We start from the raw sequence: 22,580 nt of genomic DNA, 5'->3' as shown, positions 1-22,580 counted from the left end.
CATATTAACAGAGATCTCCGGCATCCTCATAGCAGATTCATTAAAAAGTCGAAAATCATAAGTTTATTTTAATTCATCTTATTATAATGAAAAAGTAAGCCATAGTTCATACAAGACTCAGGTTCATTACAATGAATAACTTCCTTCACCTGTAACCAGACTGATGATATCTCGTAATTAAAAATATCATTTAGATCGCTAATATCCAACCCTTTGAGCATAAACAGATCATATTTATTTTTCTCATTCATACATATCACTTTAATAAAGATATAAAATTAGCATATTATCAAAGTAGGAACTAGGTACCAAAAAAACTCTTTTTCATTGTCAGCTCACAATACCATTTTTCGCTCTTTTTTTAAATACTGCGCAAATATAAATAAATATTTTTAGTAATACGCTCCGCGAATGGAAAATTATTTCATATATATCACAGAAAAGATCCATTTAGAGGGCATTCTTCAAATGAAACAATCTGTAATACAAAACTTTCCTAATTCCGCAAAACACATAATATCGCATATAAACAATGATATACAAGATATAGACACATATATCATATTTATAAAAAACATATAAGCTTCATTCAACACCTGAGTCTTGTATGAACTCTGGCGTACCCTTATCCTACTCTTTCCCATTCAATTATATCCTAAAGTCGGAAAACATTTCAGATTCTCTATCGAATTAAAATAAAAATATGTATCACCTAAAAATCAATGCTTATGAAAATCAGATGAATCTACCCGAATGCTACTAAACGTACATTGAATGCAAATGCTCCCACGGCTAAAAAACTGCCGTATTAATCGATTTATTTTAAAACAAAAGGATTATTGCATTACTCCTTTATACGATACAAACAAAAATAACATCATTATGAAGAAGAATCTTTTTATTCTAATACTATTCTCTCTTTTACCGGTTATTACATGGGCTCAAGAGAGTATAAGTGTTAAAGGGGTTGTCTTTGATAACCTAAATATGACCGTGCCAGGTGCTTCCGTAGTTGAAAAAGGAACACAAAACGGAACCGTAACGGATATGGATGGTAATTTCACTCTACAAGCGAAAAAAGGATCTAAACTCGTAGTTTCCTTCATCGGATACAAAACGGTTGAAATTACGGCGACAGATAAACAAGTATTAAAAATCATTCTTAATGAAGATAGTCAAACATTGGATGAAGTCGTTGTTACCGGTTACTCCGGAACTCAGCTACGTTCCAAAACGACTAATTCCATAGCAAAAGTCAAACAAGAAACATTAAATGTCGGTTTGTTCTCCAATCCGGCGCAAGCACTTTCCGGAGCTGTCTCCGGATTAAAAGTAATCCAATCATCAGGAAGTCCGGGAGCCGCTCCGACAATCGTCCTCCGTGGTGGTACTAACCTCGATGGAACAGGATCTCCTTTAGTTATTGTCGACGGACAATTGCGTGACGGCTTAAATGACATAAACCCGGAAGACATAGAATCAATGGAGGTTATGAAAGATGCGGGAGCAACTGCCATTTACGGAGCACGTGCCAGTAACGGTGTAATTCTCGTCACAACTAAAAAAGGGAAGGCCGGACACCGGGAAATAAACTTTAAGGCTAAAGTCGGTTTAAACTATGCTTATATGCCTTATGAGTTTTTAAATGGAGGCGAATATATCTCGGCTTTACGCCAAGCCGTCTATAATGCGGGTAATCTCTTTACCGACAAAAATGGAACTGTAAAAGGCTACGGCCCTTATTCAGGCGGTTCATTGGAAGGGGCACAACCTTATGGTACCGGTAACGTATATGGAAAATCAGTGTACAGTCCTATGTTTTTAAGTAACGAGAACGCTAACCTTCTGGAAAAAGGATGGCAAAAAATGACAGACCCGATCACCGGAAAAGAAATTATTTACAAAGACACGGACCTTGCCAGTTATAACCTGAACAACCCGTCTCTCACTCAGGATTATAACATAAATATGTCCGGAGGAAATGATCGCGCTACTTATTATGCAGGTCTGGGATACAATCATCAGGAAGCCGTCCCTATTAATACTTACTACGAACGGTATTCATTTGTAACTAATGCAAGTTACAAAATTGCAGATTGGCTAACATCCAAATCTTCTCTGAATTACAACCGTGCAAACTGGAAAAACATGCCGGGATCAAACGGGTCGGAAGCAAACTATTTCGGTCGTATCATGTCTTTACCTCCTACGGTTATTTTTGAGGATGAAGAAGGCAACATGCAATTAGGACCGGGAACCGCTGACGGAAACCAGTCCTATCAACCGGAAAAATGGGAGAATTTTAACCAGTCCGACAAGTTCACGATGGTACAGGCATTTCAGGTTGACCTAATGAAAGGATTAACACTCAACGCATCCGCCAATTGGTATTACGCCGAGCAATTAACAGAATCTTTTACAAAAGATTACGAGAAAACTCCTGGGGTATTCGACCGTACACGCAGCAGCAAAGCTGATTACAGCCGTGATTTCAGACAAACTTACAATGCCGTCCTAAATTTCACACGAACTTTTGCGCGTGATCATAACGTTGATTTAATGCTGGGTACCGAATATTATGATAAATACTACCGGTATTACAAAGCGGAAGGACAGGGTGCACCGACAGATGACTTTGGAGATTTAGGACTTACAGATAAAGGCGAAAACAAACGTACAATAGATTCAGAACATAAACAGCTGAGAATACTTTCTTTCTTCGGACGTTTAAATTATGATTTTAAGAACAAATATCTACTTTCAGCTGTTTTCCGCCGTGACGGTTATTCTTCTTTACTGGGAGACAACCGCTGGGGATTCTTCCCAGGCGTTTCGGCCGGTTGGATATTTGGACGTGAAGATTTTGTAAAAGACAATTTGCCAGTCCTTTCCTTTGGTAAATTACGCATGAGTTATGGTATCAACGGAAATGCCTCCGGTATCGGAGAGTATACGCTGCAAGGCTCTTACAACACGCAGACGTACAATGGCAACATCGGTTACCTGATAGGAAGTTTACCTAATGCCGGATTACGCTGGGAAAAGACAGCGACATTTGAAGCAGGTCTCGATATGAGCTTTTTTGAAAACAGGCTGACAACCAATTTTACTTATTACAACCGCCTGACTTCCGATAAATATGCCAATCTGAGCTTCCCGACTTCAACCGGTTTCTCCTCTGTAACCAACAACAACGGGGAATTACGTAATCAAGGTCTTGAAATTGAATTATCCGGAAAAATATTCGAGAACAAAGACTGGTCATGGACTGCCAGCGGTAATATTTCATTCAACAAAAATAAAATCGTATCGTTGCCTTATAATAATCTGGAAAGAAACAGACAAGATGCATTCGAAATCTATTCCGGTAATAAACTGCCAGACGGTTCATATGAAAAAATCTGGGTCGGAGGCTATCAGGAAGGATATGAACCTAACGTTCTGTATATGTATAAAGCCGAAGATATTTACAAATCGAAAGACGAAATTCCAACCAACCTGGTTGACAAACACCTGGGAGACAAGACTCTCTATGGAACAGGAGTATGGGATAACCTTAGCGCAAACGAACAAAACGGTACCAGCAACCTACCGATCCAACCGGGTGATGTTAAATGGAAAGATGTAAACGGCGATGGTGTAATCGACCAGTACGATAGAGTAAAAGTCGGAAATACGGATCCGCATTGGACAGGCGGCTTCAATACAACCTTGCGCTGGAAAGGATTACAACTGTATGCCCGCTTTGACTTTGCCCTCGACTTCTGGATTTATGAGAACTCTGCCCAAAGTAAAACACCTTGGTATATGGGCTGTATGCAAGGCTCTTACAATGTACCGGCCGAATTATACTACGACACATGGTCGGAAGACAATCCCAATGCAAAATATCCGCGTTTCCTTTGGGCAGACCAGTTAGGAAAAGGCAATTATAACACAGCGTCCACCCTTTTCGCCTATAAAGGGAATTATCTTGCCATACGTGAATTGTCGTTAAGTTATTCGCTGCCTAAAACATGGACGGATATGGCTAAAATGCAACAAGCGTCTGTCTCTATCACAGGACAAAATCTCGGATATCTGACCGGAGCCAAGAATGTGGCAACACCTGAAGTGGCGGCCAACGGCCAGGCTGGATCCGGTTATGCCCTGCCCCGCTCAGTTTTATTTGGGATAAATGTTACTTTCTAATTCAATAGCAATAAATAATTTAAAGTATACACAATATGAATATCTTAAAATCAACAATACGATTCGGTGTTCTGGCAACAACAGTTTATCTGTGTAGCGCTTGTGATGCGCTTGACTTGTCGCCTATCGACTATTACGGTAGTTCGAATTACTGGACAAAGCCGGAGCATATCATAGGATATATGGACGGACTCCATAAAAACCTGCGTGACAAAACATACCAGCACCAGTTTATTTTCGGTGAAGTCCGCGGTGGTTCCAATGTGGAAACATTAGCCATAGATGGCACCAGTGTATCCGACCAGGGACTGAAACTACAGAAACTTTCAGCCGTGACTTCAGGCGTGAGCAAATGGGGAGAATTATATGGTCTCATAGCTAATATCAATATTTTCCTTCAAAATACGAAAGAAGCCACTTATATGTCGGATGCCGACAAGGCTTATTACCTGGGCCAGGCCTACGGCTTGCGGGCTTTCCACTATTTCGACTTATACAGGACTTACGGAACAGCCCCGTTGCAGCTGGACCCGAACAAAGTTGTAAACGGAAATTTCAATCCGGAAGAATTATACGAAGGCCGTGCAAGTGGTTCCGCCATGATAGCACAAATCAAATCAGACCTCGAAGAATCATTGAAATATTTCGGAGACAACAATTCCTTCGACCCATCCAACAGAAGCAACAAGAAAGCCTATTGGTCAAAGGCGGCTACCGAATGTCTGATGGGAGAAGTATATCTCTGGAATGCAAAAGTGTCGACCGATGACAATCAGGCCAACGAAGCAGATCTGGCAATAGCCAAAAATCATTTATTGAATGTTGTCAACAATTACGGTTTGTCGTTGCAAGAGGATTTTACCAATGTATTTTCCTCTACAAATAAAGGTAATTCCGAAATCATTATGGCTGTACGATACACTGAAGGTGAAGCGACTAACAGTTATACCAGTTTCATGTACAATTATCAAACCGGACAATTCAAAACAATCGGTTATAATAGCGAAGATGGTGTTCTGATGGGCGATACGCTTCAGGTTGGGACCACCGCGCAACAACGCCATGAGTTTAAAAAAGAAATGTTCCTGAAATATGATAAAGCAGACAGTCGTCGCGATGCTACATTTCTGGCAGCTTATTATCAGGTTTCCAACGAACATCCAAACGGAGAACTGGCCGGTACTTTCTTAAGGAAAATAATGGGACATTTCAATGTAAGCACTAACCAGTACGTATGGGATGCGGATGCTGTTATTTACCGTTTACCTCTCGTCTACCTGATGCTTGCCGAAATTGAGAATATGCAGAATGGCGATGTGGCTAAATATATCAATATGATTCGCGAACGCGCGTATGGTAATAATTGGAATATTAGCAAGTACGGTTATGTAAATGCAGATTTCACAACGAACGAACTGGCAATCCTCAACGAAAAAGATAAAGAATTCGTTGGAGAAGGACAACGTTGGTGGGATGTACGGCGTATGACCCTCACCAAAGGAGGTAAACATTTAGTATTCTGTAAAGAAGGGAGCATCGGAACAACCGAGCCTATCCTTAGCGAAGCAGAGTCATATAAAGTGCTTTGGCCCATTGAAACAGAAATGTTGAACAAAGACCCCAAGCTGGTTCAAACACCAGGTTACGAATAATCTATTTCATCTAACTGTTACCTGTAAACCGACCTGTTTTTATCGACAGCCGGCTTACAGGTAACTTTATACACCATCTAGCACAAATTATTTCATATCGCCACAGAAATTATTAAATTATTTTATTTACATTTGCCTCATATTTAAAATAGCACACATAACAATTATTAAATACTGCGTACCATGGAAAAGATTAAAGGTCTGATTGATGCCCCTTTTACTCCGTTTTATGAAAATGGAGAAGTGAATTACGAACCTATTGAAGCCTATGCCAAACTTTTAGCCAACAACGGTTTGAAAGGTGTTTTCATCAACGGCTCATCGGGCGAAGGCTATATGCTGACGGAAGAAGAGCGTATTAAACTGGCCGAAAGATGGATGGAAGTTGTGCCGGAAGGATTCAAAGTAATCGTACATGTAGGTAGTACTTGTGTAAAGACCAGCCGTAACCTGGCTGCCCACGCACAAAAGATCGGAGCATGGGGGATAGGTGCCATGGCTTCTCCGTTCCCTAAAGTAAACCGTGTGGAAGAACTGGTGAAATATTGCGAAGAAATTGCTTGCGGGGCACCGGAGCTGCCTTTCTATTATTATCATATCCCGGCATTCAACGGCGCATTCCTTTCAATGGTAGATTTCTTAAAGACCGTAGACGGACGCATCCCTAATTTCGCAGGAATCAAATATACCTATGAAAGCCTTTACGAATATAACCAGTGCAGGTTATATAAAGACGGCAAATTCGACATGCTTCACGGACAGGACGAGACTATTCTGCCCTGCCTGGCTATGGGCGGTGCACAGGGCGGCATCGGCGGAACAACCAATTATAACGGCAAGGAGCTGGTCGGCATCATCACGGCCTGGGAAGCCGGAGATCTGGAAACAGCCCGCGAAAAACAAAACTTCTCACAGGATGTGATTAACGTAATCTGCCATTACCGCGGAAACATCGTAGGAGGCAAGCGTATCATGAAACTGATTGGTCTGGACCTGGGCAAAAACCGTACACCGTTCCAGAATATGACCGATGCCGAAGAAGCTGCCATGAAAGCAGAACTGGAAGCCATCAACTTCTTTGAAAGATGTAACAAATTCTAACGACTATGGAAGCAAAGACAAACATATCCCAACCGGCAGAATATCTGGGTTACTGGGAAGAAACATACAAAAACGACCTCCTGAACGATGTCATGCCTTTCTGGCTGAAATACGGCATCGACAAAGAGAACGGCGGTTATTTCACCTGCCTCAACCGGGACGGTTCCCTGATGGATTCGAACAAATCGGTCTGGTTTCAGGGACGTTTCGCTTTCATCCTGGCCTATGCCTACAACCATATAGAGAAACGTGAAGAATGGTTGCAGGTTTGTAAAAACGGCATTGATTTCATCGAGAAATATTGTTTCGACACAGATGGCCGCATGTTTTATGAAGTGACGGCAACCGGCGTTCCGGTCCGCAAAAGAAGATATGTCTTTTCCGAAACATTTGCCGCTATTGCCATGGCGCAATATTCCATCGCATCGGGAGACAAAAGCTATGCAGAGAAAGCAGTCAGCCTCTTCAAACAAGTCCTTCACTATAAAAACACACCGGGATTGCTTGAACCTAAATTCCGAGAAGGCTTTATCGCCAAAGGACATTCCTTATGCATGATACTGATTGATACGGCCGCCCGTATCCGCGAAGCTATCGACGATGAAATACTGACAAAACAGATAGACGAGTCCATCAACGAACTCCGCCGCGACTTCATGAAGCCGGAATTCAAAACAATCCTCGAAACAGTCGGGCCGAATGGCGAATTCATCGACTCCATCCCCGGGCGAACCATCAATCCGGGCCATTCCATCGAGACAGCCTGGTTTATCCTGGAAGAAGCCAAGTACCGCAACTGGGACCCGGAATTGAAAGAAATGGGACTGACTATCCTCAACTGGGCCTGGGAATGGGGCTGGGACAAAACATACGGTGGAATCACTTATTTCAAAGACTGCAAGAACCTTCCCCAGCAGGAATACTGGCACGATATGAAATTCTGGTGGCCGCAATGCGAAGCCATCATCGCCACACTTTATGCCTATGAAGCTACCGGTGACAAGAAATACCTTGAAATGCACCGGATGATTAATGAATACACATACGCCCGTTTCCCGGACAGGGAATATGGAGAATGGTACGGCTATTTCCATTATGACGGGACATTGTCACAGCCGGCCAAAGGTAATATGTATAAAGGCCCGTTCCACATCCCCCGGATGCTTCTGAAATGTAACCTGCTTTGTAAAGAAATGCTTTCAAAATAAACGATATGAGCAATAAGAAAATCTATCCCTGGGTAGTTGTCGGCCTGTTGTGGGGCGTAGCCTTACTGAACTATATGGACCGGCAAATGCTCTCCACCATGAAAGACGCGATGATGATAGACATCACCGAACTGGAATCGGCAGCCAACTTCGGCCGCCTGATGGCCGTGTTCCTGTGGATATACGGATTCATGAGCCCTGTAGCGGGAATGATAGCCGACAGGGTAAACCGCAAATGGTTAATCGTCGGCAGCCTGTTCGTCTGGTCGTTCGTCACGCTGATGATGGGTTATTGCACAACTTTCAACCAGATTTATTTCCTGCGCGCCCTCATGGGAGTAAGCGAAGCCTTGTATATCCCGGCAGGATTGTCGCTTATAACCGATTACCACCAGGGGAAAACACGTTCGCTGGCAGTAGGCATCCACATGACCGGCCTTTACACCGGACAGGCTTTAGGCGGTTTCGGTGCGACAGTGGCAAGCGCCTTTACCTGGGAAACGACTTTCCACTGGTTCGGGATTGTCGGTATTGCATACAGTGTGATTCTTATTCTGTTCCTGAAAGATAAAAAAGACCATATCGTTCATAAAATCAAAGAGGCGGGCGCTGCCGTCGAGAATCCGGTGAAAGGGGCTCTCAAAGGGATGGGCATGTTGTTTACGAACATCTCTTTCTGGATTATCCTGCTTTATTTTGCAACACCGAGTCTACCGGGCTGGGCTACCAAGAACTGGTTACCGACATTATTCTCCGAAAATCTGTCAATCGACATGTCGGAAGCAGGCCCGTTATCAACGATTACAATCGCTTTATCTTCGTTTATCGGAGTCATTGCAGGCGGTATCTTATCCGATAAATGGATACAGACCAACGTACGAGGCCGTGTTTATACCGGAGCTATCGGACTGGCATTGACCATTCCATCGCTCTTATTGCTCGGTTTCGGACATAACTTCCTGATGATTGTCGGCGGAGGCTTGTGTTTCGGTATCGGTTTCGGTATCTTTGATGCCAATAATATGCCGATTCTCTGCCAGTTCATCTCACCACGTTACCGGGCAACGGCTTACGGTATCATGAACATGACCGGTGTATTTGCCGGGGCAACTATTACAGACCTGTTGGGCAGGTCGACAGATGCCGGCAACCTGGGGCACGACTTTGCCATGCTGGCAGGGCTCGTCGCAATCGCTTTACTCATTCAGATTTGTTTCCTTCGACCGAAAGTGGCAAACATGACGGATTAGTTGAAAATAATATGATTATATTTGACTCAGTATTTAACAAACAACACATATAGAACAATCACCATGAAAAAAAGCATCTTTTATCTCTGTCTTCTATTCATCGCACAAACCGCCTTTGCAGCAGACAGCTTGTACGTAAGGGAACAGCAGATTCCTATTCTGATAGACCGTACGGACAATGTACTGTTGGAAATGCGTATTCCCGCTCAGAAGGGAGATGTATTAAATAACTTCACACTCCAATTCGGAGAAGAGACGAACCTGTCTGACATAAAATCCGTACGGTTATTCTATAGCGGCACGGAAGCACCGTCCAGGGAAGGCACGCACTTCAACCCGGTGACATACGTTACCAGTTACACACCGGGTAAGACACGCGCCGCGAACCCTTCTTATTCTGTCAAACAAGATGAAGTTACCACCCCGGCAAAGACAATCAGGCTGTCTTCCAAACAGCCGATGGTAAAAGGCCCCAACTACTTCTGGGTAAGCATCGAAATGAAACCGGAGACCTCTTTATTGTCGAGAGTATCCTTCACGATGCCGGAGGCCACCATCAATAACAAACCCGCAGCCATCGAATGGAAAGGGAAAGCAGAAGCACCCCGCCGCGTAGGTGTCGGTGTACGCCAGGCAGGCGACGACGGCTCGGCTGCCTTCCGTATCCCGGGACTGGTTACGACCAACAACGGCACGCTTCTCGGCGTTTACGATATCCGTTACAACAGCAGTGTCGACTTGCAGGAAATGGTCGACATAGGCGTGAGCCGCAGTACGGACAAGGGACAAACCTGGGAGCCGATGCAGGTAGCCATGACTTTCGGTGAGACCGGTGGCCTGCCTCATGCACAAAACGGCGTAGGTGACCCGTCCATCCTGGTAGACGAAAAGACAAACACCATCTGGATTGTTGCTGCCTGGACTCACGGAATGGGTAACGGACGCGCCTGGTGGAACTCTATGCCGGGCATGACTCCCGATGAAACGGCCCAACTGATGCTTGTCAAGAGCGAAGACGACGGAAAGACCTGGAGCGAACCTATCAACATTACTTCGCAGGTGAAAGACCCTTCCTGGTACTTCCTGTTGCAGGGCCCGGGACGCGGCATCACCATGCAGGACGGCACACTGGTTTTCCCCATCCAGTTCATCGACGCGACGCGTGTACCGAATGCCGGTGTAATGTACAGCAAAGACCGCGGTCAAACCTGGCATCTGCATAACCTGGCACGCACCAATACGACCGAAGCACAAGTGGTAGAAGTAGAGCCGGGTGTATTGATGCTCAACATGCGCGATAACCGTGGCGGCAGCCGTGCCGTAGCCGTTACCAAAGACCTGGGCAAGACCTGGACCGAGCATCCTTCAAGCCGCAGTGCCTTGCAGGAACCGGTTTGTATGGCAAGCCTCATCAAAGTGGATGCGGAAGACAACATCACCGGAAAGAAACTGTTATTGTTCTCCAATCCGAACACCACGAAAGGGCGCAACCATATCACGATTAAAGCCAGTCTCGACGGTGGCCTGACCTGGCCGGCAGAACATCAGGTATTACTGGACGAAGCCGAAGGATGGGGATACACCTGTCTGTCTATGATCGACAAGGAAACAGTCGGTATCTTCTACGAGTCAAGTGTAGCGCACATGACCTTCCAGGCTATCAAGCTAACAGACCTGATTAAATAAATACGATGAAACAAAAACTGTTCATAACACTTATACTATGTGTATGGATACCGATGGCCTATGCTGCCGGTATCCCGCACTTGCTTCCCTGGCCGCAACAGGTAGACTGGAACAGGCAAACATTCTCCGAAAAAGAAATCGCCCTCCAGGCAGAAGGGAATACGGAACAGATAGTTACAGCCTGGTTGCAGGAGAATAACATCAGCATCAACCCCGCCAGCAAATATAAACTACAGGTAAAACTTGTAAAAGAATTGCCGGAAGCAAAACTGAACGCAAACGAAGCCTATAAACTACAGGTATCCTCCCAGGGCATCATCATCGAGGCCACCACGGAACAGGGAGTATATTGGGCTATCCAAACCCTCCGCCAGCTAACGGAAAAGAAAGGGGACAGAGCCTATATCACCGGATGCCGGATTACAGACTGGCCTGCCTTCCGTATCCGCGGATTCATGCAGGACGTAGGTCGCAGTTATATCTCCCTGGAAGAACTGAAACGGGAAATAGCCATTTTATCCCGTTACAAAATCAATGTTTTCCACTGGCATCTCACCGAGAACCAGTCCTGGCGTCTGGAAAGCAAAGTCTTTCCGATGATAAACGACAGCATCAATACAACCCGCATGCCGGGCAAATATTATACCCAGGAAGAGGCAAAGGAACTTGTTGAATTCTGCAAACAACACCAGGTGATGCTGATACCCGAACTCGACATGCCCGGGCACAGTGCCGCTTTCATACGTACCTTCCACCACGACATGCAAAGTCCGGAAGGAATGAAAATACTGAAACAGCTCATAGAAGAAGCCTGCGAAACATTCGATACGCCTTATCTGCATATCGGGACCGACGAAGTGGAGTTCACCAACCCCCGGTTTGTGCCGGAGATGGTCGCATTCGTCCGGTCGAAAGGCAAAAAAGCAATCTCCTGGAACCCAGGATGGCATTACCAACCGGGGGAAATAGATATGACACACCTGTGGAGTTACCGGGGAAAAACCCAACCGGGAATACCGGCCATCGACTCCCGTTTCCATTATCTGAACCATTTCGATACCTTTGCCGACATCCGTGCTTTATACAACAGTACCGTCTACGGGCATACCGAAGGCAGCGATGATATGGCAGGCGTCATCCTGGCTGTCTGGAACGACCGTCTGGTACAACCGGAAGAAAACATGATACGGGAAAACCACCTGTATCCCAACATGCTCGCCATAGCCGACCGTGCCTGGCGGGGAGGAGGCTACGAATACTTCGATAAAGAAGGGACAAACCTGCCTTCCGAAGACAGCCGCGCATACACTTCCTTTGCCGAATTCGAACAACGAATGCTCTGGCATAAAGAGCATCATTTCAAAGGATACCCATTTTCATACGTAAAACAGACAAACGTGAAATGGCGCATCACCGATGCATTCCCCAACAACGGCGACCTGAATAGCGTGTTCCCACCTGAAACGGCCTTGCAAAACAGCTATACCTATGACGGGAAAACCTACGAAACAAACGAAACTATCGGTGCCGGAATCTATCTGCGCCACGTATGGGGCACACTCGTTCCCGGCTTTTACAAAGACCCGAAAGAAAACCATACCGCTTATGCCTGGACCTGGGTATATTCACCCAAAGACCAGGAAGCTGGTGCCTGGATAGAATTCCAGAACTACGGCCGTTCGGAAATGGACCTGGCGCCACCGCAGGGCAAGTGGGACTACAAAGGCAGCCGCGTATGGCTGAACGACCGGGAACTGCTTCCGCCGGAATGGACTGCGACACATACCGTAAAATCGAATGAAACCGCGCTGGGGAATGAGAACTGTGTTGCCAGGGAACCACTCAGGGTACACCTGCAAAAGGGATGGAACAAGGTTTTCCTGAAACTTCCCGTCGGAAAGTTCACGCTTCCCGAAGTCAGGCTGAACAAATGGATGTTCACATTCGTCTTTGTCACCCCTGACGGTGAAAAGGCGGTCGACGGCCTGGTCTATTCACCGGATAAAAAGAAATAAACAGACTATCATACAATGAAAAAAACTCTTTTACTATTATGCCTGTTACTTTGCACAACTGCCTACGGTCAGAATAAGATTAAGGTAGCTTGTGTAGGTAATAGCGTGACATACGGCGCAGGCATAGAGAACCGGGAGGTCAATTCTTATCCGGCTCAACTGCAACGCATGCTGGGAGACGGCTACGAAGTGGTGAATTTCGGTAAAAGCGGTGCCACGCTGCTCAACAAAGGACATCGCCCTTACTGCGAGCAGGAAGAATACAAAGCGGCACTCGACTTTGCCGGCGACAGGGTAGTCATCCACCTCGGACTCAACGATACCGACCCGCGCAACTGGCCTAACTACCGGGATAATTTCGTGAAAGACTACCTTTCCCTGATAGCGTCGTTCCGCGAAGCTAATCCGGATTGCCGGATATGGATTTGCCGGATGACACCCATCTCACACCGGCATCCGCGTTTCAAATCAGGTACCCGCGACTGGTACTGGATGGAGCAGGAGACAATCGAAGAAATTGCCCGGCTGGCCAACACCGGACTGATCGACTTGCAGGAAGGCCTGTACAACCGCCCGGACCTGTTACCCGATGCCCTTCATCCGAACACGGAAGGAGCCGGTATCCTCGCCCAAACGGTTTACGGGGAACTGACCGGCAACTACGGAGGTCTCCGTATGCCTGCCACTTACTCCGACAATATGGTCTTACAGCGGGAAAAACCTTTACTCATCTCCGGGACTGCCAATGCCGGCGAGAAAGTAACCGTGCAAATTGCCGGACAAAAGAAAGAGTCTGTAACCGCCTCCAACGGCAAATGGTCTGTCACGCTCGCCCCGTTACAGGCAGGAGGTCCTTATGAACTGACCATCGAAGCCTCGCCCGCCACAGAAAAGAAAAGCAAAAAGAAACTACCGGTTTCACAAAAACTGACCTATAAAGAGGTACTGGTCGGCGAAGTATGGCTCTGTTCCGGGCAGTCCAACATGGCTTTCCGAGTAGACGAACTGGCAGACAGCCAGCGTAAGGAACTACTCGAATATGCGGGCAGACAGCCACAAATACGTCTTTTCAATATGCAGCCCCGTTGGTATACAAATGCGGTGGAATGGGACATTTCTGTCATGGATTCCCTCAACCGCCTGCAATATTACCACGATACCCGGTGGACACCATGCAACGAACAGACAGCCGATAAGTTCTCGGCCGTAGCCTTTGCCTTCGGACGGATGTTATCGGACAGCCTGCAAGTTCCGGTCGGACTCGTCCTGAATGCCATAGGGGGGTCGGGCACCGAAGCCTGGATAGACCGGAAAACACTGGAATTCGAATTTACCGATATACTGTATAACTGGACACAGAACGACTTTATCCAGGACTGGGTACGCGGTCGTGCGGTTCTCAACACGAAGAAATCATCCGACAAACTGCAACGCCATCCGTATGAGCCTTGCTATCTATACGAAACGGGAATCCAACCATTGCAGCAATATCCGATCAAAGGAGTCATCTGGTACCAGGGCGAATCGAATGCCCAAAATATCGAAACGCACGAACGTTTGTTCCCGTTGCTGGTGGAAAGCTGGCGCAAAAACTGGGGAGAAGAGTTTCCGTTCTATTACGTTCAGCTATCGAGCATCGACCGTCCGAGCTGGACCTGGTTCCGCAACAGCCAACGTGAACTGATGGAGACGATTCCGAACAGCGGCATGGCCGTCAGCAGCGACCGGGGAGATTCATTGAATGTGCATCCGAGATACAAACGCGAAATAGGGGAACGCTTGGCCCGTTGGGCACTCAACAAGACATACGGACATCCACTCACTCCGTCTGGTCCTTTATTCCGTTCAGTCGAATTCAGGGACAACGCCGCCTACATCACCTTCGATTACGCCAATGGCCTGCACACCTCCGACGGACAGCCGATACGCACATTCGAAATAGCGGAACACGACGGACTATTCTTCCCCGCCCAGGCCGAAATAATCGATGGAAAGGTGAAAATCCGCAGTGAGAAGGTTACGAATCCGAAGCTGGTCCGCTACGGCTGGCAACCATTCACCCGTGCCAACCTGGTCAACAGCGATGAACTCCCGGCTTCAATATTCAGAACAAAGAAACAATAGTATCATGTACAACAAATCCATATTAACCGGATGTCTTCTCCTGCTGGCAGTCATGTTAGCCGGATGCAGTCAGCCACCAACATCTAAACCGAATCATATGATTACCTGTACCTGGAATAAACTACCCGATTTGCCGGGCATGGCAGACACCGCCTCATTAGGGGTTTCAGCCCCTTTTGTCGGCATCAGTAACGGAATGCTACTGGTTGCCGGCGGTTGCAACTTCCCCGACAAACCGGTCACCGAGGGAGGAGCCAAACGATATTACAGCGATATATTCGCCCTCGACCTTTCAGACAAAAACGCCCAATGGCAGAAAGCCGGCAACCTGCCTCTTCCTGTTGCCTACGGAGCCTCCGTCACGACACCGGAAGGTATCGTCTGCATAGGGGGAAACAACAGCACCGATTTTTTAGCCGATGTCTATCTGCTGTCCATGTCCAGGTCCGATGAAAAGGCACATATTTGCAAATTGGATACACTTCCCGTATCGATGGATAATCTTTCTGCGGCCTATATCGACCACACGATATATGTAGCCGGAGGAAATGAGAACGGGAAACCCGGCCATAGCTTCTATTCAATGAAACTGAACAAAAACCTCGATGGAAACTGGGAAAAACTGCCGGACTTCCCCGGTCAGACGCGCCTTCAACCGGTCTTAGCCGCCCAACAGTCGGCCGACGGAGTACGTATTTACCTGTCGAGCGGCTTTCAGCCTGTTTCCAAGGATGCGTATGGAAAGGATGTGGATGCAATTGTCTCTTCAGATATGCTCTCATACCATCCGGCTACAAAAAGTTGGACTACGGAGACTAAATTGCCTTCAGTCAAAGGCCAAGTCTGGCGTACCTTCACCGGAGGCTGCGCAGTAGCTTACGGCGACAGTTCAATCCTACTTATGGGCGGCGTCAACTACGGCCGTTTCTTAACAGCCCTCAACCGTTCCATCTATATGGAGCGGGCCGAAGAAAGATTAGAGTTCGAAGGACTCGAAAGACTGATAAAAGAGGGAAAAGAGTACATGCATTATCCGGTGGAATGGTACAAATTCAATACATTCCTCTTACAATACAACACCTTTACCAAAGAATGGACCGAGCAGGGAGATTACGAACAGTTAGCCCGCGCCGGAGCAGGAGCCGTATTGAAAGGTGACAGCCTGATCATCGTCAACGGTGAACTGAAGCCGGGTATCCGGACACCGCAGGTGAATTGCGCAGAGATTAAATAGTTCTACATAAAGTTTCTGAAAACAATCTGCCATCTGTCACCTCTTCCCATAAACTGCTATCAACCAACAAATATAAGGTTGCAGATACATTCTTTTCATCTGCAACCTTATCTGTCATCTGCCACCAACACAGACGCTCCGGATAAGAACTAACCCGAATATAGTATACAACTAACTTCAAAGTAATAAGGAACTAGTCTGAAAGTCCTTACCCATTAAAACTACCCTGTACAGGATAGTTACGCAAGGTGTACACCTTAATAAGCCAGGGTGTACAGGGTAATAATAAGGAGTTATGACCCGCGGATTAGTTTCTCCCTTAGTTGACGCTAAAAGATGCCAAGGTTGGATATAGTTCACCTCCGGTTTATATCATACCCGAACAAGGCGAAATCCCCTAGACACGGGTCATCCGGGAATACCTTCTTTAAGGCTTCGGTAATCTCGACGGCGGTTTTGAGGGTAGCATTCTTTTGTTCGGTCAATCCCAGTTCCAGCGAAATCTGATGGACGTGAGTATCTAAAGGGATGATTAACTCATGCGGTTTGATGGCTGTTTCCCAGATGCCGAAATCTACAATTCCGTCTTTTCGGACCATCCACCGGAGGAACATAGCGAGACGTTTACAGGCAGACGTCCCTGTCAGTACGGGAATCCCTTCAATTCCTGAGAAAATATCCTGTATCTTTGTCACCGGATTCGGATAAGGACTGGCAGACAAAGCATCTTCCAGCGAGTCATATTCTTCATAAATACTTTTCAGCCGGTCGCACAACTGACGTAGATGGGAGTAGGTGTAGAAACGGTAAAAAGTATCTCTCTTACCGTGTTCAACCGGATTTCCCGCCAAGTTCTTATACCCTTCATTCCTAATCCAACGGTAAGGACTAGGGCCCATTGCATCATGCAGTTCATTCGCTTTCCGGAGGATTAGTTCCCTGCGTCCGTAAGAAATCCAGGAGGTAATAAAAGCGGACACCTCAATATCCCTTTTCTCCGTGTACCGATGGGGAAACTGGACAGGATCGTCCTTGATAAAACCGCTAACATTATATTCATTCGCCCACCGGCGGAGTTTTTCTTTTATTTCTTCATTCATACATTACTTCTTCTTCAGGAAATACTGCCGTTGTTCCTCCGGATAATGTTCGATGGCATAACGGAGAGCTGTGCGGGGGAGGCGTGTAGCGTGTTTTTCGAGAAAGTCGGTTAATGTTTCCCGGTCTTTTTTGCCGACTTCGCGGAGCATCCAACCCACCGCTTTATGCATCAGGTCATGTGTATGCGTCATCAGCTTTTCTGCCAATGCCAATGTATCGGTATATTCGCGGTTGCGGATGAAAGTGACGGTAGAAACCATAGCAATCCGCTGCTCCCACAAACAGTCGCTATCCGCCAGTTCATATAATCGGGTGCGGTCTTTATCCAGCAGGTAAAGGCCTACCAGATGTGGGCAGGTAACGTCTACCAGGTCCCAGTTATTGATGCGCCGGGCATTATCCAGATAGAAATCATACAATTTCTTACGGTCGGCCTCAGAGGCTTTCTTGAACTGCTCGACCACAATCAGCAGGGCACAAAGGCGGGCTTCATGGTATTCACTTTCAATCAATAGCTGCAACTCGGATAAAGGCGTCTGCTTATTCGCTTTTGCAATGCTGCGGGTGAGGGGAACGACCAGCCCGAGAAACACATCACCTTCGGCATACTCACCGGGCCCCGTCTTGAAAAAACGTTGCAGGAAAGCGGCCTTCTCCGGATTCGCCACCGAGAGAAGCTCGCTCAACACAAAAGCTGCCGTCATGGACGCATGACGCGTGACACAGGACGGTCGCCTTCCAGGAATCCGATTACGTTGTTGCAAACGGTACGTGCCATAACGATACGTACATCCATTGTCTGCGTGCCGATATGAGGCGTCAGTACCACATTTTCCATTTCCAGCAATTCGGGCAGCGGATAGTCGCCAAATTCAAATACATCCAGTCCGGCGCCATGAATCGTTCCGTCCTGCAAGGCCTTTACCAGCGCATGTTCGTCCACCAGCGGGCCACGGGCGGTATTAATCAGTATAGCCGACGGTTTCATCTGCTTCAGTTCCGCTTCGCCGATGATATGGTAGGTATCGGGAGTATAAGGAGCATTCAGGGAGACAAAATCGGACTTCGCCAACAGCTCTTCCTTAGAGACGTACGTCACGTTCAGTTTCGTTTCTTCCTCCACGTAAAGTGGGCGGCGGTTATGGTAAATCACCTCCATACCGCAGGCATTCGCACGTTTGGCCAATGCCTTTCCGATACGTCCCATGCCGATGATACCGAGTGTCTGTCCGGTAATATTCACGCCAAGATTTTCGAGTACACCCACCTTCATCTCTTTGCCGAGCGTACGCAGTTTGCGGTCGCATTCGGTGATACGGCGGGCAGTATCGATCATCAGTCCCAAAGCCAGGTTAGCGGTAGGGGCGGTGACAGGGTCGGGAGTATTGGCTACGGTGATACCTTTTTCCAGGCAATACGCCACATCTATATTATTATAACCCACCGCGTAGTTGGCTACCAGCTTCAAATTCGGGGCATGATCGACCAGTTCCTTATTCACCGGAAAGTCGAACATGGAACATAGAACATCGTATTCCGGAATCATTTCCAACACCTCTTCATAAGTGAAATCTCTTCCTTCGGGAAAAGTCACGTCATAGTTACTTTCCAGCTCGGTAAACCCTTCGCGGAACATGTCGTAGGTTACTAATATCTTTGCCATAAGTCGTTACGTTTTATTATTCAGGCAAAAATACAAATCTATTGTTAATTAATTCCTATTTTTGCAGGTATAATATCAAAAAGCAGTGGATGTGATTAGTTATATTCATGTAAAAAAATAAATGAATCCTACCAACCCTGCTTTTTAGTTTAAGACAAATTATAACAACTAACATATGGTTCTGAACTACATCTGGATCGCTTTCTTTCTAATCGCTTTCGTCGTCGCGCTGGGTAAACTTATCTTTGCCGGCGATACGGCTGTCTTCACAGAGATTATCAATTCCTCTTTTACGTCTGCCAAGACCGGATTCGAGATATCGCTCGGACTGACCGGTATCTTGTCGCTCTGGCTAGGAATTATGAAGATTGGCGAAAAGGGGGGAGTCATCCAGTCGTTTGCCCGGTTGGGGGCACCGGTTTTCAGCAAGCTCTTCCCGGGCATACCGAAAGAGCATCCGGTGACAGGTTCTATCTTTATGAATATCTCCGCCAACCTGCTGGGACTGGACAACGCTGCCACACCGATAGGGTTGAAAACCATGCAGCAGTTGCAGGAATTGAATACAGAAAAAGATTCGGCCAGCAATTCGATGATCATGTTCCTTTGTATCAATGCATCGGGATTGACGCTTATTCCGGTCAGCATCATGATGTATCGGGCACAAATGGGGGCGGCTAATCCGTCGGATGTCTTTTTACCTCTTATGCTGGCAACCCTTACCTCTACATTAGTGGCCGTTTTAGCTGTCTGTATCAAACAGCGGATCAATCTGCTTCAGAAGAATCTGGTATTGTTCTTCGGTGGATTGGCTGTTTTTATCGGAGGACTGGTCTGGCTGTTCAATTCGTTGGAGCAGGAGCAGGTTTCCCTTTATTCGACCTTGTTTGCAAACACATTATTGTTTACGATCATCTGCGGATTCATTGTCAGTGGCATCCGCAAAAAGATCAATGTATACGATACATTTATCGAAGGAGCTAAAGAAGGATTCAAGACCGCAATAACGATCATACCATATCTGGTAGCTATCCTGGTCGGAATAGGTGTATTTCGTGCTTCAGGAGCAATGGATTTTATCATCGAAGGTATCCGGACAGGCGTAGGTGCTTTAGGCTTAAATACAGACTTTGTAGGTGGCCTGCCGACTATTTTGATGAAGCCGTTAAGCGGAAGCGGTGCACGGGGGATGATGCTGGATGCGATGAACACCTATGGTGCCGACTCATTTGTGGGCCGGTTGGCTTCCATCGTGCAAGGTTCGACGGATACAACGTTTTACGTGGTTGCACTTTACTACGGAAGCATAGGTATACGCAACACCCGTTATACTATTCCATGTTCTTTGCTGGCTGATTTGGCCGGGGTGATTGCGGCAATAGCTTTGACATATGTATTTTTTACCTGACAGGTTATTTCCGATTATCAAAATGTCACTACTATATCGGGCAAATCGGATTAATATGGCAGGTATTTGAAAATACTATACCGGGTAATATTTTTTAACATATCATTCAGAAAGATAAATAAGAATAATAATAGCATTATGACAATATCATTTTACGCGGAAGACATCGAACTTCCGGCCATCAAGAAAGAGGCTGTCAGTAACTGGATCAGAAAAGTTGCCGAAACATACGGTAAAAAGACAGGGGATATCAGTTACATCTTCTGTTCCGACGAAAAGATTCTGGAAGTAAACCGCCAGTATCTGCAACATGATTATTATACGGATATCATCACATTCGATTATACCAGCGGAAACAAGATATCGGGCGACCTTTTCATCAGCCTGGATACAGTAAAAACAAATGCGGAAAAGTTCGAAACTCCATACAACGAAGAACTGCATCGTACCATCATCCACGGAATCCTTCATCTATGCGGCATCAACGACAAAGGGCCAGGGGAGAGGGAGATCATGGAAGAAAACGAAAATAAAGCACTGGCTATTTTGCCGGAAGAGTGCCGGGAGAGTTAATCCCGGCATTTTTTCTTTTGCAACAAACAAATTAGTATGGGATATGATCTATTTTACTAACTCTTTCAGCTTCCCTTTTAATGAACCGGGGCCATATCCACTCCACATCTCCTGTACTGTCCCTTCCGGTGAGATCAATACATAGTGGGGGATACCTACTACCTTATAACGTGCAGCCAGTCCGGTACGACCGTTTTTCAATTCATTCCATTGGTTTCCCGTCATACTCTTTTCGGAAATAAATTTCTTCCAGTTTTCTTTACTATCACCACTAATGCTGACTACCGCCAATTTGTCTTTATATATCGCTGTTACTTCTTCCATCTCCGGAATGGATTGTACACAAGGGCCACATCCCATACTCCAGAAATCAAGTAAAATATATTGTCCTTTGAACTCAGAAAGATGATGAAGGTTTCCTTCCGAATCATACAAATCGCCATCGGCCATTTCATCACCGACATTCACTTCCGCTCCCAAATTCATATATTCAGTAATATTTTTCCCTGCCGGGGTCTCTCTGTCAGCCTCAGACAATCGGGCATACAACGCTTTAATTTCAGGAATATACGGATTTTCTTTATCCCATTGCAAACGCGAAGCATGCAGTAAATATTTATCCAGCCATACAGACGATACTGGGGCTGTACTTAGATAATCAAGTTCTTTCTTCAAAATTATTTTTTCCAAAGGCTCCTTTAATTTACGGAGAGAATCCACCTGTTTCCAATCAGCCCGCTGAAGTTCTTCATTATCGGCATGTTCCTGAAACATTGTACGCAGCAAGTCATACTCGTCTGCAGTATATTTCAACACCTCCAACTGTTCAGGAAAAGAAGCTTCCACAAAACGGTTTTCTTCAACCTGTTCTGGCAGATCGCTTTCCACCTTCCAAGTCTTTAATAATTTATCATTTCCTGTTACCTTTATATATTTACCGGGGGCAGTCCAAACATTTATCCAAAGACCGGGAAAGCCTCTACTGCTGGACATCAAATATAGTTCACGCTTTCCGGACGTAATCGTATCGTGCAATGAAAACTCACCATTGATAAGCGTATCTTTCATTATCTCCTTTATTAATTGGCCTTCCGATACACAAAGTTCGATAATGGCGCTATCAGATACATTTTCAAGATATCCCTGAATTAAAAATTCATTTGCTGGAACAGAAGGACGATGGGAACAAGCCCCTGTTAACAGCAATGCACATAATGGCAAAGATAGCTCATACTTTTTTTTCATATCCTATTTTCCATTTAAAATCCAAACAAAGTTGGATAATTCATTATTAATTAACTTTTATAATTTATCTTTGTATCAGGATGTTAAGAGGAAGTAGGCTCTGCTGAGGAGCAACCTACCAGCAATAAG

At 46.0% G+C, this 22,580-nt stretch carries 15 protein-coding genes; 11 read left to right on the top strand and 4 right to left on the bottom strand.

Annotation, left to right across the window (positions count from 1 at the left end):
- Nucleotides 1-882 precede the first annotated feature (882 nt).
- The 9 genes from NBH15_RS26955 to NBH15_RS26915 all read left to right on the top strand — a co-directional run bounded on the left by NBH15_RS26955 (nt 883) and on the right by NBH15_RS26915 (nt 16,461).
- Entirely contained in the window at nt 883-4,191 is a 3,309-nt protein-coding gene (locus NBH15_RS26955) for a SusC/RagA family TonB-linked outer membrane protein (RefSeq protein ID WP_250824048.1), read from the top strand.
- Between the two features lie 35 nt (nt 4,192-4,226).
- Nucleotides 4,227-5,843: a RagB/SusD family nutrient uptake outer membrane protein gene (locus NBH15_RS26950; RefSeq protein WP_128133401.1), complete on the top strand. Its 1,617-nt coding sequence runs from the start codon at nt 4,227-4,229 to the stop codon at nt 5,841-5,843.
- A gap of 183 nt (nt 5,844-6,026) precedes the next feature.
- A complete protein-coding gene (locus tag NBH15_RS26945) occupies nt 6,027-6,944 on the top strand; it encodes a dihydrodipicolinate synthase family protein (RefSeq protein ID WP_009860539.1) in 918 nt (305 codons plus the stop codon).
- A gap of 5 nt (nt 6,945-6,949) precedes the next feature.
- Nucleotides 6,950-8,152: an AGE family epimerase/isomerase gene (locus tag NBH15_RS26940; RefSeq protein WP_128133400.1), complete on the top strand. Its 1,203-nt coding sequence runs from the start codon at nt 6,950-6,952 to the stop codon at nt 8,150-8,152.
- Between the two features lie 5 nt (nt 8,153-8,157).
- Complete coding sequence (locus NBH15_RS26935; protein WP_128133399.1) at nt 8,158-9,402, top strand: MFS transporter; 1,245 nt, start codon at nt 8,158-8,160, stop codon at nt 9,400-9,402.
- 63 nt (nt 9,403-9,465) lie between these two features.
- Nucleotides 9,466-11,088: a sialidase family protein gene (locus tag NBH15_RS26930; protein ID WP_250824047.1), complete on the top strand. Its 1,623-nt coding sequence runs from the start codon at nt 9,466-9,468 to the stop codon at nt 11,086-11,088.
- A 53-nt stretch (nt 11,089-11,141) separates the two neighbouring features.
- On the top strand, nt 11,142-13,103 hold the full coding sequence (locus tag NBH15_RS26925; protein WP_441342447.1) for a family 20 glycosylhydrolase: 1,962 nt from the start codon (nt 11,142-11,144) through the stop codon (nt 13,101-13,103).
- Nucleotides 13,104-13,118: 15 nt separating this feature from the next.
- The gene (locus NBH15_RS26920; protein ID WP_128133397.1) at nt 13,119-15,227 is read left to right on the top strand and encodes a GDSL-type esterase/lipase family protein; all 2,109 of its coding nucleotides are present in this window, start codon (nt 13,119-13,121) and stop codon (nt 15,225-15,227) included.
- 4 nt (nt 15,228-15,231) lie between these two features.
- A complete protein-coding gene (locus tag NBH15_RS26915; protein WP_128133396.1) occupies nt 15,232-16,461 on the top strand; it encodes a cyclically-permuted mutarotase family protein in 1,230 nt (409 codons plus the stop codon).
- A 356-nt stretch (nt 16,462-16,817) separates the two neighbouring features.
- Here the strand turns inward: NBH15_RS26915 and NBH15_RS26910 are convergent, their stop codons facing one another.
- The 3 genes from NBH15_RS26910 to NBH15_RS26900 are packed head-to-tail and all read right to left on the bottom strand — an operon-like array spanning nt 16,818 to nt 19,225.
- A complete protein-coding gene (locus NBH15_RS26910) occupies nt 16,818-17,561 on the bottom strand; it encodes a TIGR02757 family protein (RefSeq protein ID WP_128133395.1) in 744 nt (247 codons plus the stop codon).
- 3 nt (nt 17,562-17,564) lie between these two features.
- Nucleotides 17,565-18,266 (bottom strand): DNA alkylation repair protein, encoded by a 702-nt coding sequence (locus NBH15_RS26905; protein WP_128133393.1) that lies wholly within the window; start codon nt 18,264-18,266, stop codon nt 17,565-17,567.
- The gene (locus NBH15_RS26900; protein ID WP_128133392.1) at nt 18,263-19,225 is read right to left on the bottom strand and encodes a 2-hydroxyacid dehydrogenase family protein; all 963 of its coding nucleotides are present in this window, start codon (nt 19,223-19,225) and stop codon (nt 18,263-18,265) included. Before NBH15_RS26900 ends, NBH15_RS26905 begins: the two co-directional genes overlap by 4 nt.
- A 175-nt stretch (nt 19,226-19,400) precedes the next feature.
- Between NBH15_RS26900 and NBH15_RS26895 the strand changes: the two genes are divergently transcribed.
- The gene (locus NBH15_RS26895; RefSeq protein WP_186957959.1) at nt 19,401-20,633 is read left to right on the top strand and encodes a spore maturation protein; all 1,233 of its coding nucleotides are present in this window, start codon (nt 19,401-19,403) and stop codon (nt 20,631-20,633) included.
- Between the two features lie 138 nt (nt 20,634-20,771).
- Entirely contained in the window at nt 20,772-21,206 is a 435-nt protein-coding gene (ybeY, locus tag NBH15_RS26890; protein ID WP_122326662.1) for an rRNA maturation RNase YbeY, read from the top strand.
- Nucleotides 21,207-21,254: 48 nt separating this feature from the next.
- On the opposite strand, the gene NBH15_RS26885 is transcribed toward ybeY, so the two are convergent.
- Nucleotides 21,255-22,451, bottom strand: a complete 1,197-nt coding sequence (locus tag NBH15_RS26885) for a TlpA family protein disulfide reductase (RefSeq protein ID WP_128133390.1) — start codon at nt 22,449-22,451, stop codon at nt 21,255-21,257.
- Between the last annotated feature and the right edge of the window lie 129 nt (nt 22,452-22,580).

It is taken from the genome of Parabacteroides caeci (assembly GCF_023656795.1).
In the GTDB taxonomy this organism is placed as follows: Bacteria; Bacteroidota; Bacteroidia; order Bacteroidales; family Tannerellaceae; genus Parabacteroides; species Parabacteroides segnis.
Note: the sequence above shows the minus strand (reverse complement) of the source record. Positions and strands in the feature narration are given on the sequence as shown.

Excerpts from the sequence above, each read along its gene's own strand:
- NBH15_RS26955 (WP_250824048.1), top strand. The coding sequence starts at position 883 with ATGAAGAAGAATCTTTTTATTCTAATACTATTCTCTCTTTTACCGGTT.
- NBH15_RS26950 (WP_128133401.1), top strand. The coding sequence starts at position 4,227 with ATGAATATCTTAAAATCAACAATACGATTCGGTGTTCTGGCAACAACA.
- NBH15_RS26945 (WP_009860539.1), top strand. The coding sequence starts at position 6,027 with ATGGAAAAGATTAAAGGTCTGATTGATGCCCCTTTTACTCCGTTTTAT.
- NBH15_RS26940 (WP_128133400.1), top strand. The coding sequence starts at position 6,950 with ATGGAAGCAAAGACAAACATATCCCAACCGGCAGAATATCTGGGTTAC.
- NBH15_RS26935 (WP_128133399.1), top strand. The coding sequence starts at position 8,158 with ATGAGCAATAAGAAAATCTATCCCTGGGTAGTTGTCGGCCTGTTGTGG.
- NBH15_RS26930 (WP_250824047.1), top strand. The coding sequence starts at position 9,466 with ATGAAAAAAAGCATCTTTTATCTCTGTCTTCTATTCATCGCACAAACC.
- NBH15_RS26925 (WP_441342447.1), top strand. The coding sequence starts at position 11,142 with ATGGCCTATGCTGCCGGTATCCCGCACTTGCTTCCCTGGCCGCAACAG.
- NBH15_RS26920 (WP_128133397.1), top strand. The coding sequence starts at position 13,119 with ATGAAAAAAACTCTTTTACTATTATGCCTGTTACTTTGCACAACTGCC.
- NBH15_RS26915 (WP_128133396.1), top strand. The coding sequence starts at position 15,232 with ATGTACAACAAATCCATATTAACCGGATGTCTTCTCCTGCTGGCAGTC.
- NBH15_RS26910 (WP_128133395.1), bottom strand. The coding sequence starts at position 17,561 with ATGAATGAAGAAATAAAAGAAAAACTCCGCCGGTGGGCGAATGAATAT.
- NBH15_RS26905 (WP_128133393.1), bottom strand. The coding sequence starts at position 18,266 with ATGACGGCAGCTTTTGTGTTGAGCGAGCTTCTCTCGGTGGCGAATCCG.
- NBH15_RS26900 (WP_128133392.1), bottom strand. The coding sequence starts at position 19,225 with ATGGCAAAGATATTAGTAACCTACGACATGTTCCGCGAAGGGTTTACC.
- NBH15_RS26895 (WP_186957959.1), top strand. The coding sequence starts at position 19,401 with ATGGTTCTGAACTACATCTGGATCGCTTTCTTTCTAATCGCTTTCGTC.
- ybeY (WP_122326662.1), top strand. The coding sequence starts at position 20,772 with ATGACAATATCATTTTACGCGGAAGACATCGAACTTCCGGCCATCAAG.
- NBH15_RS26885 (WP_128133390.1), bottom strand. The coding sequence starts at position 22,451 with ATGAAAAAAAAGTATGAGCTATCTTTGCCATTATGTGCATTGCTGTTA.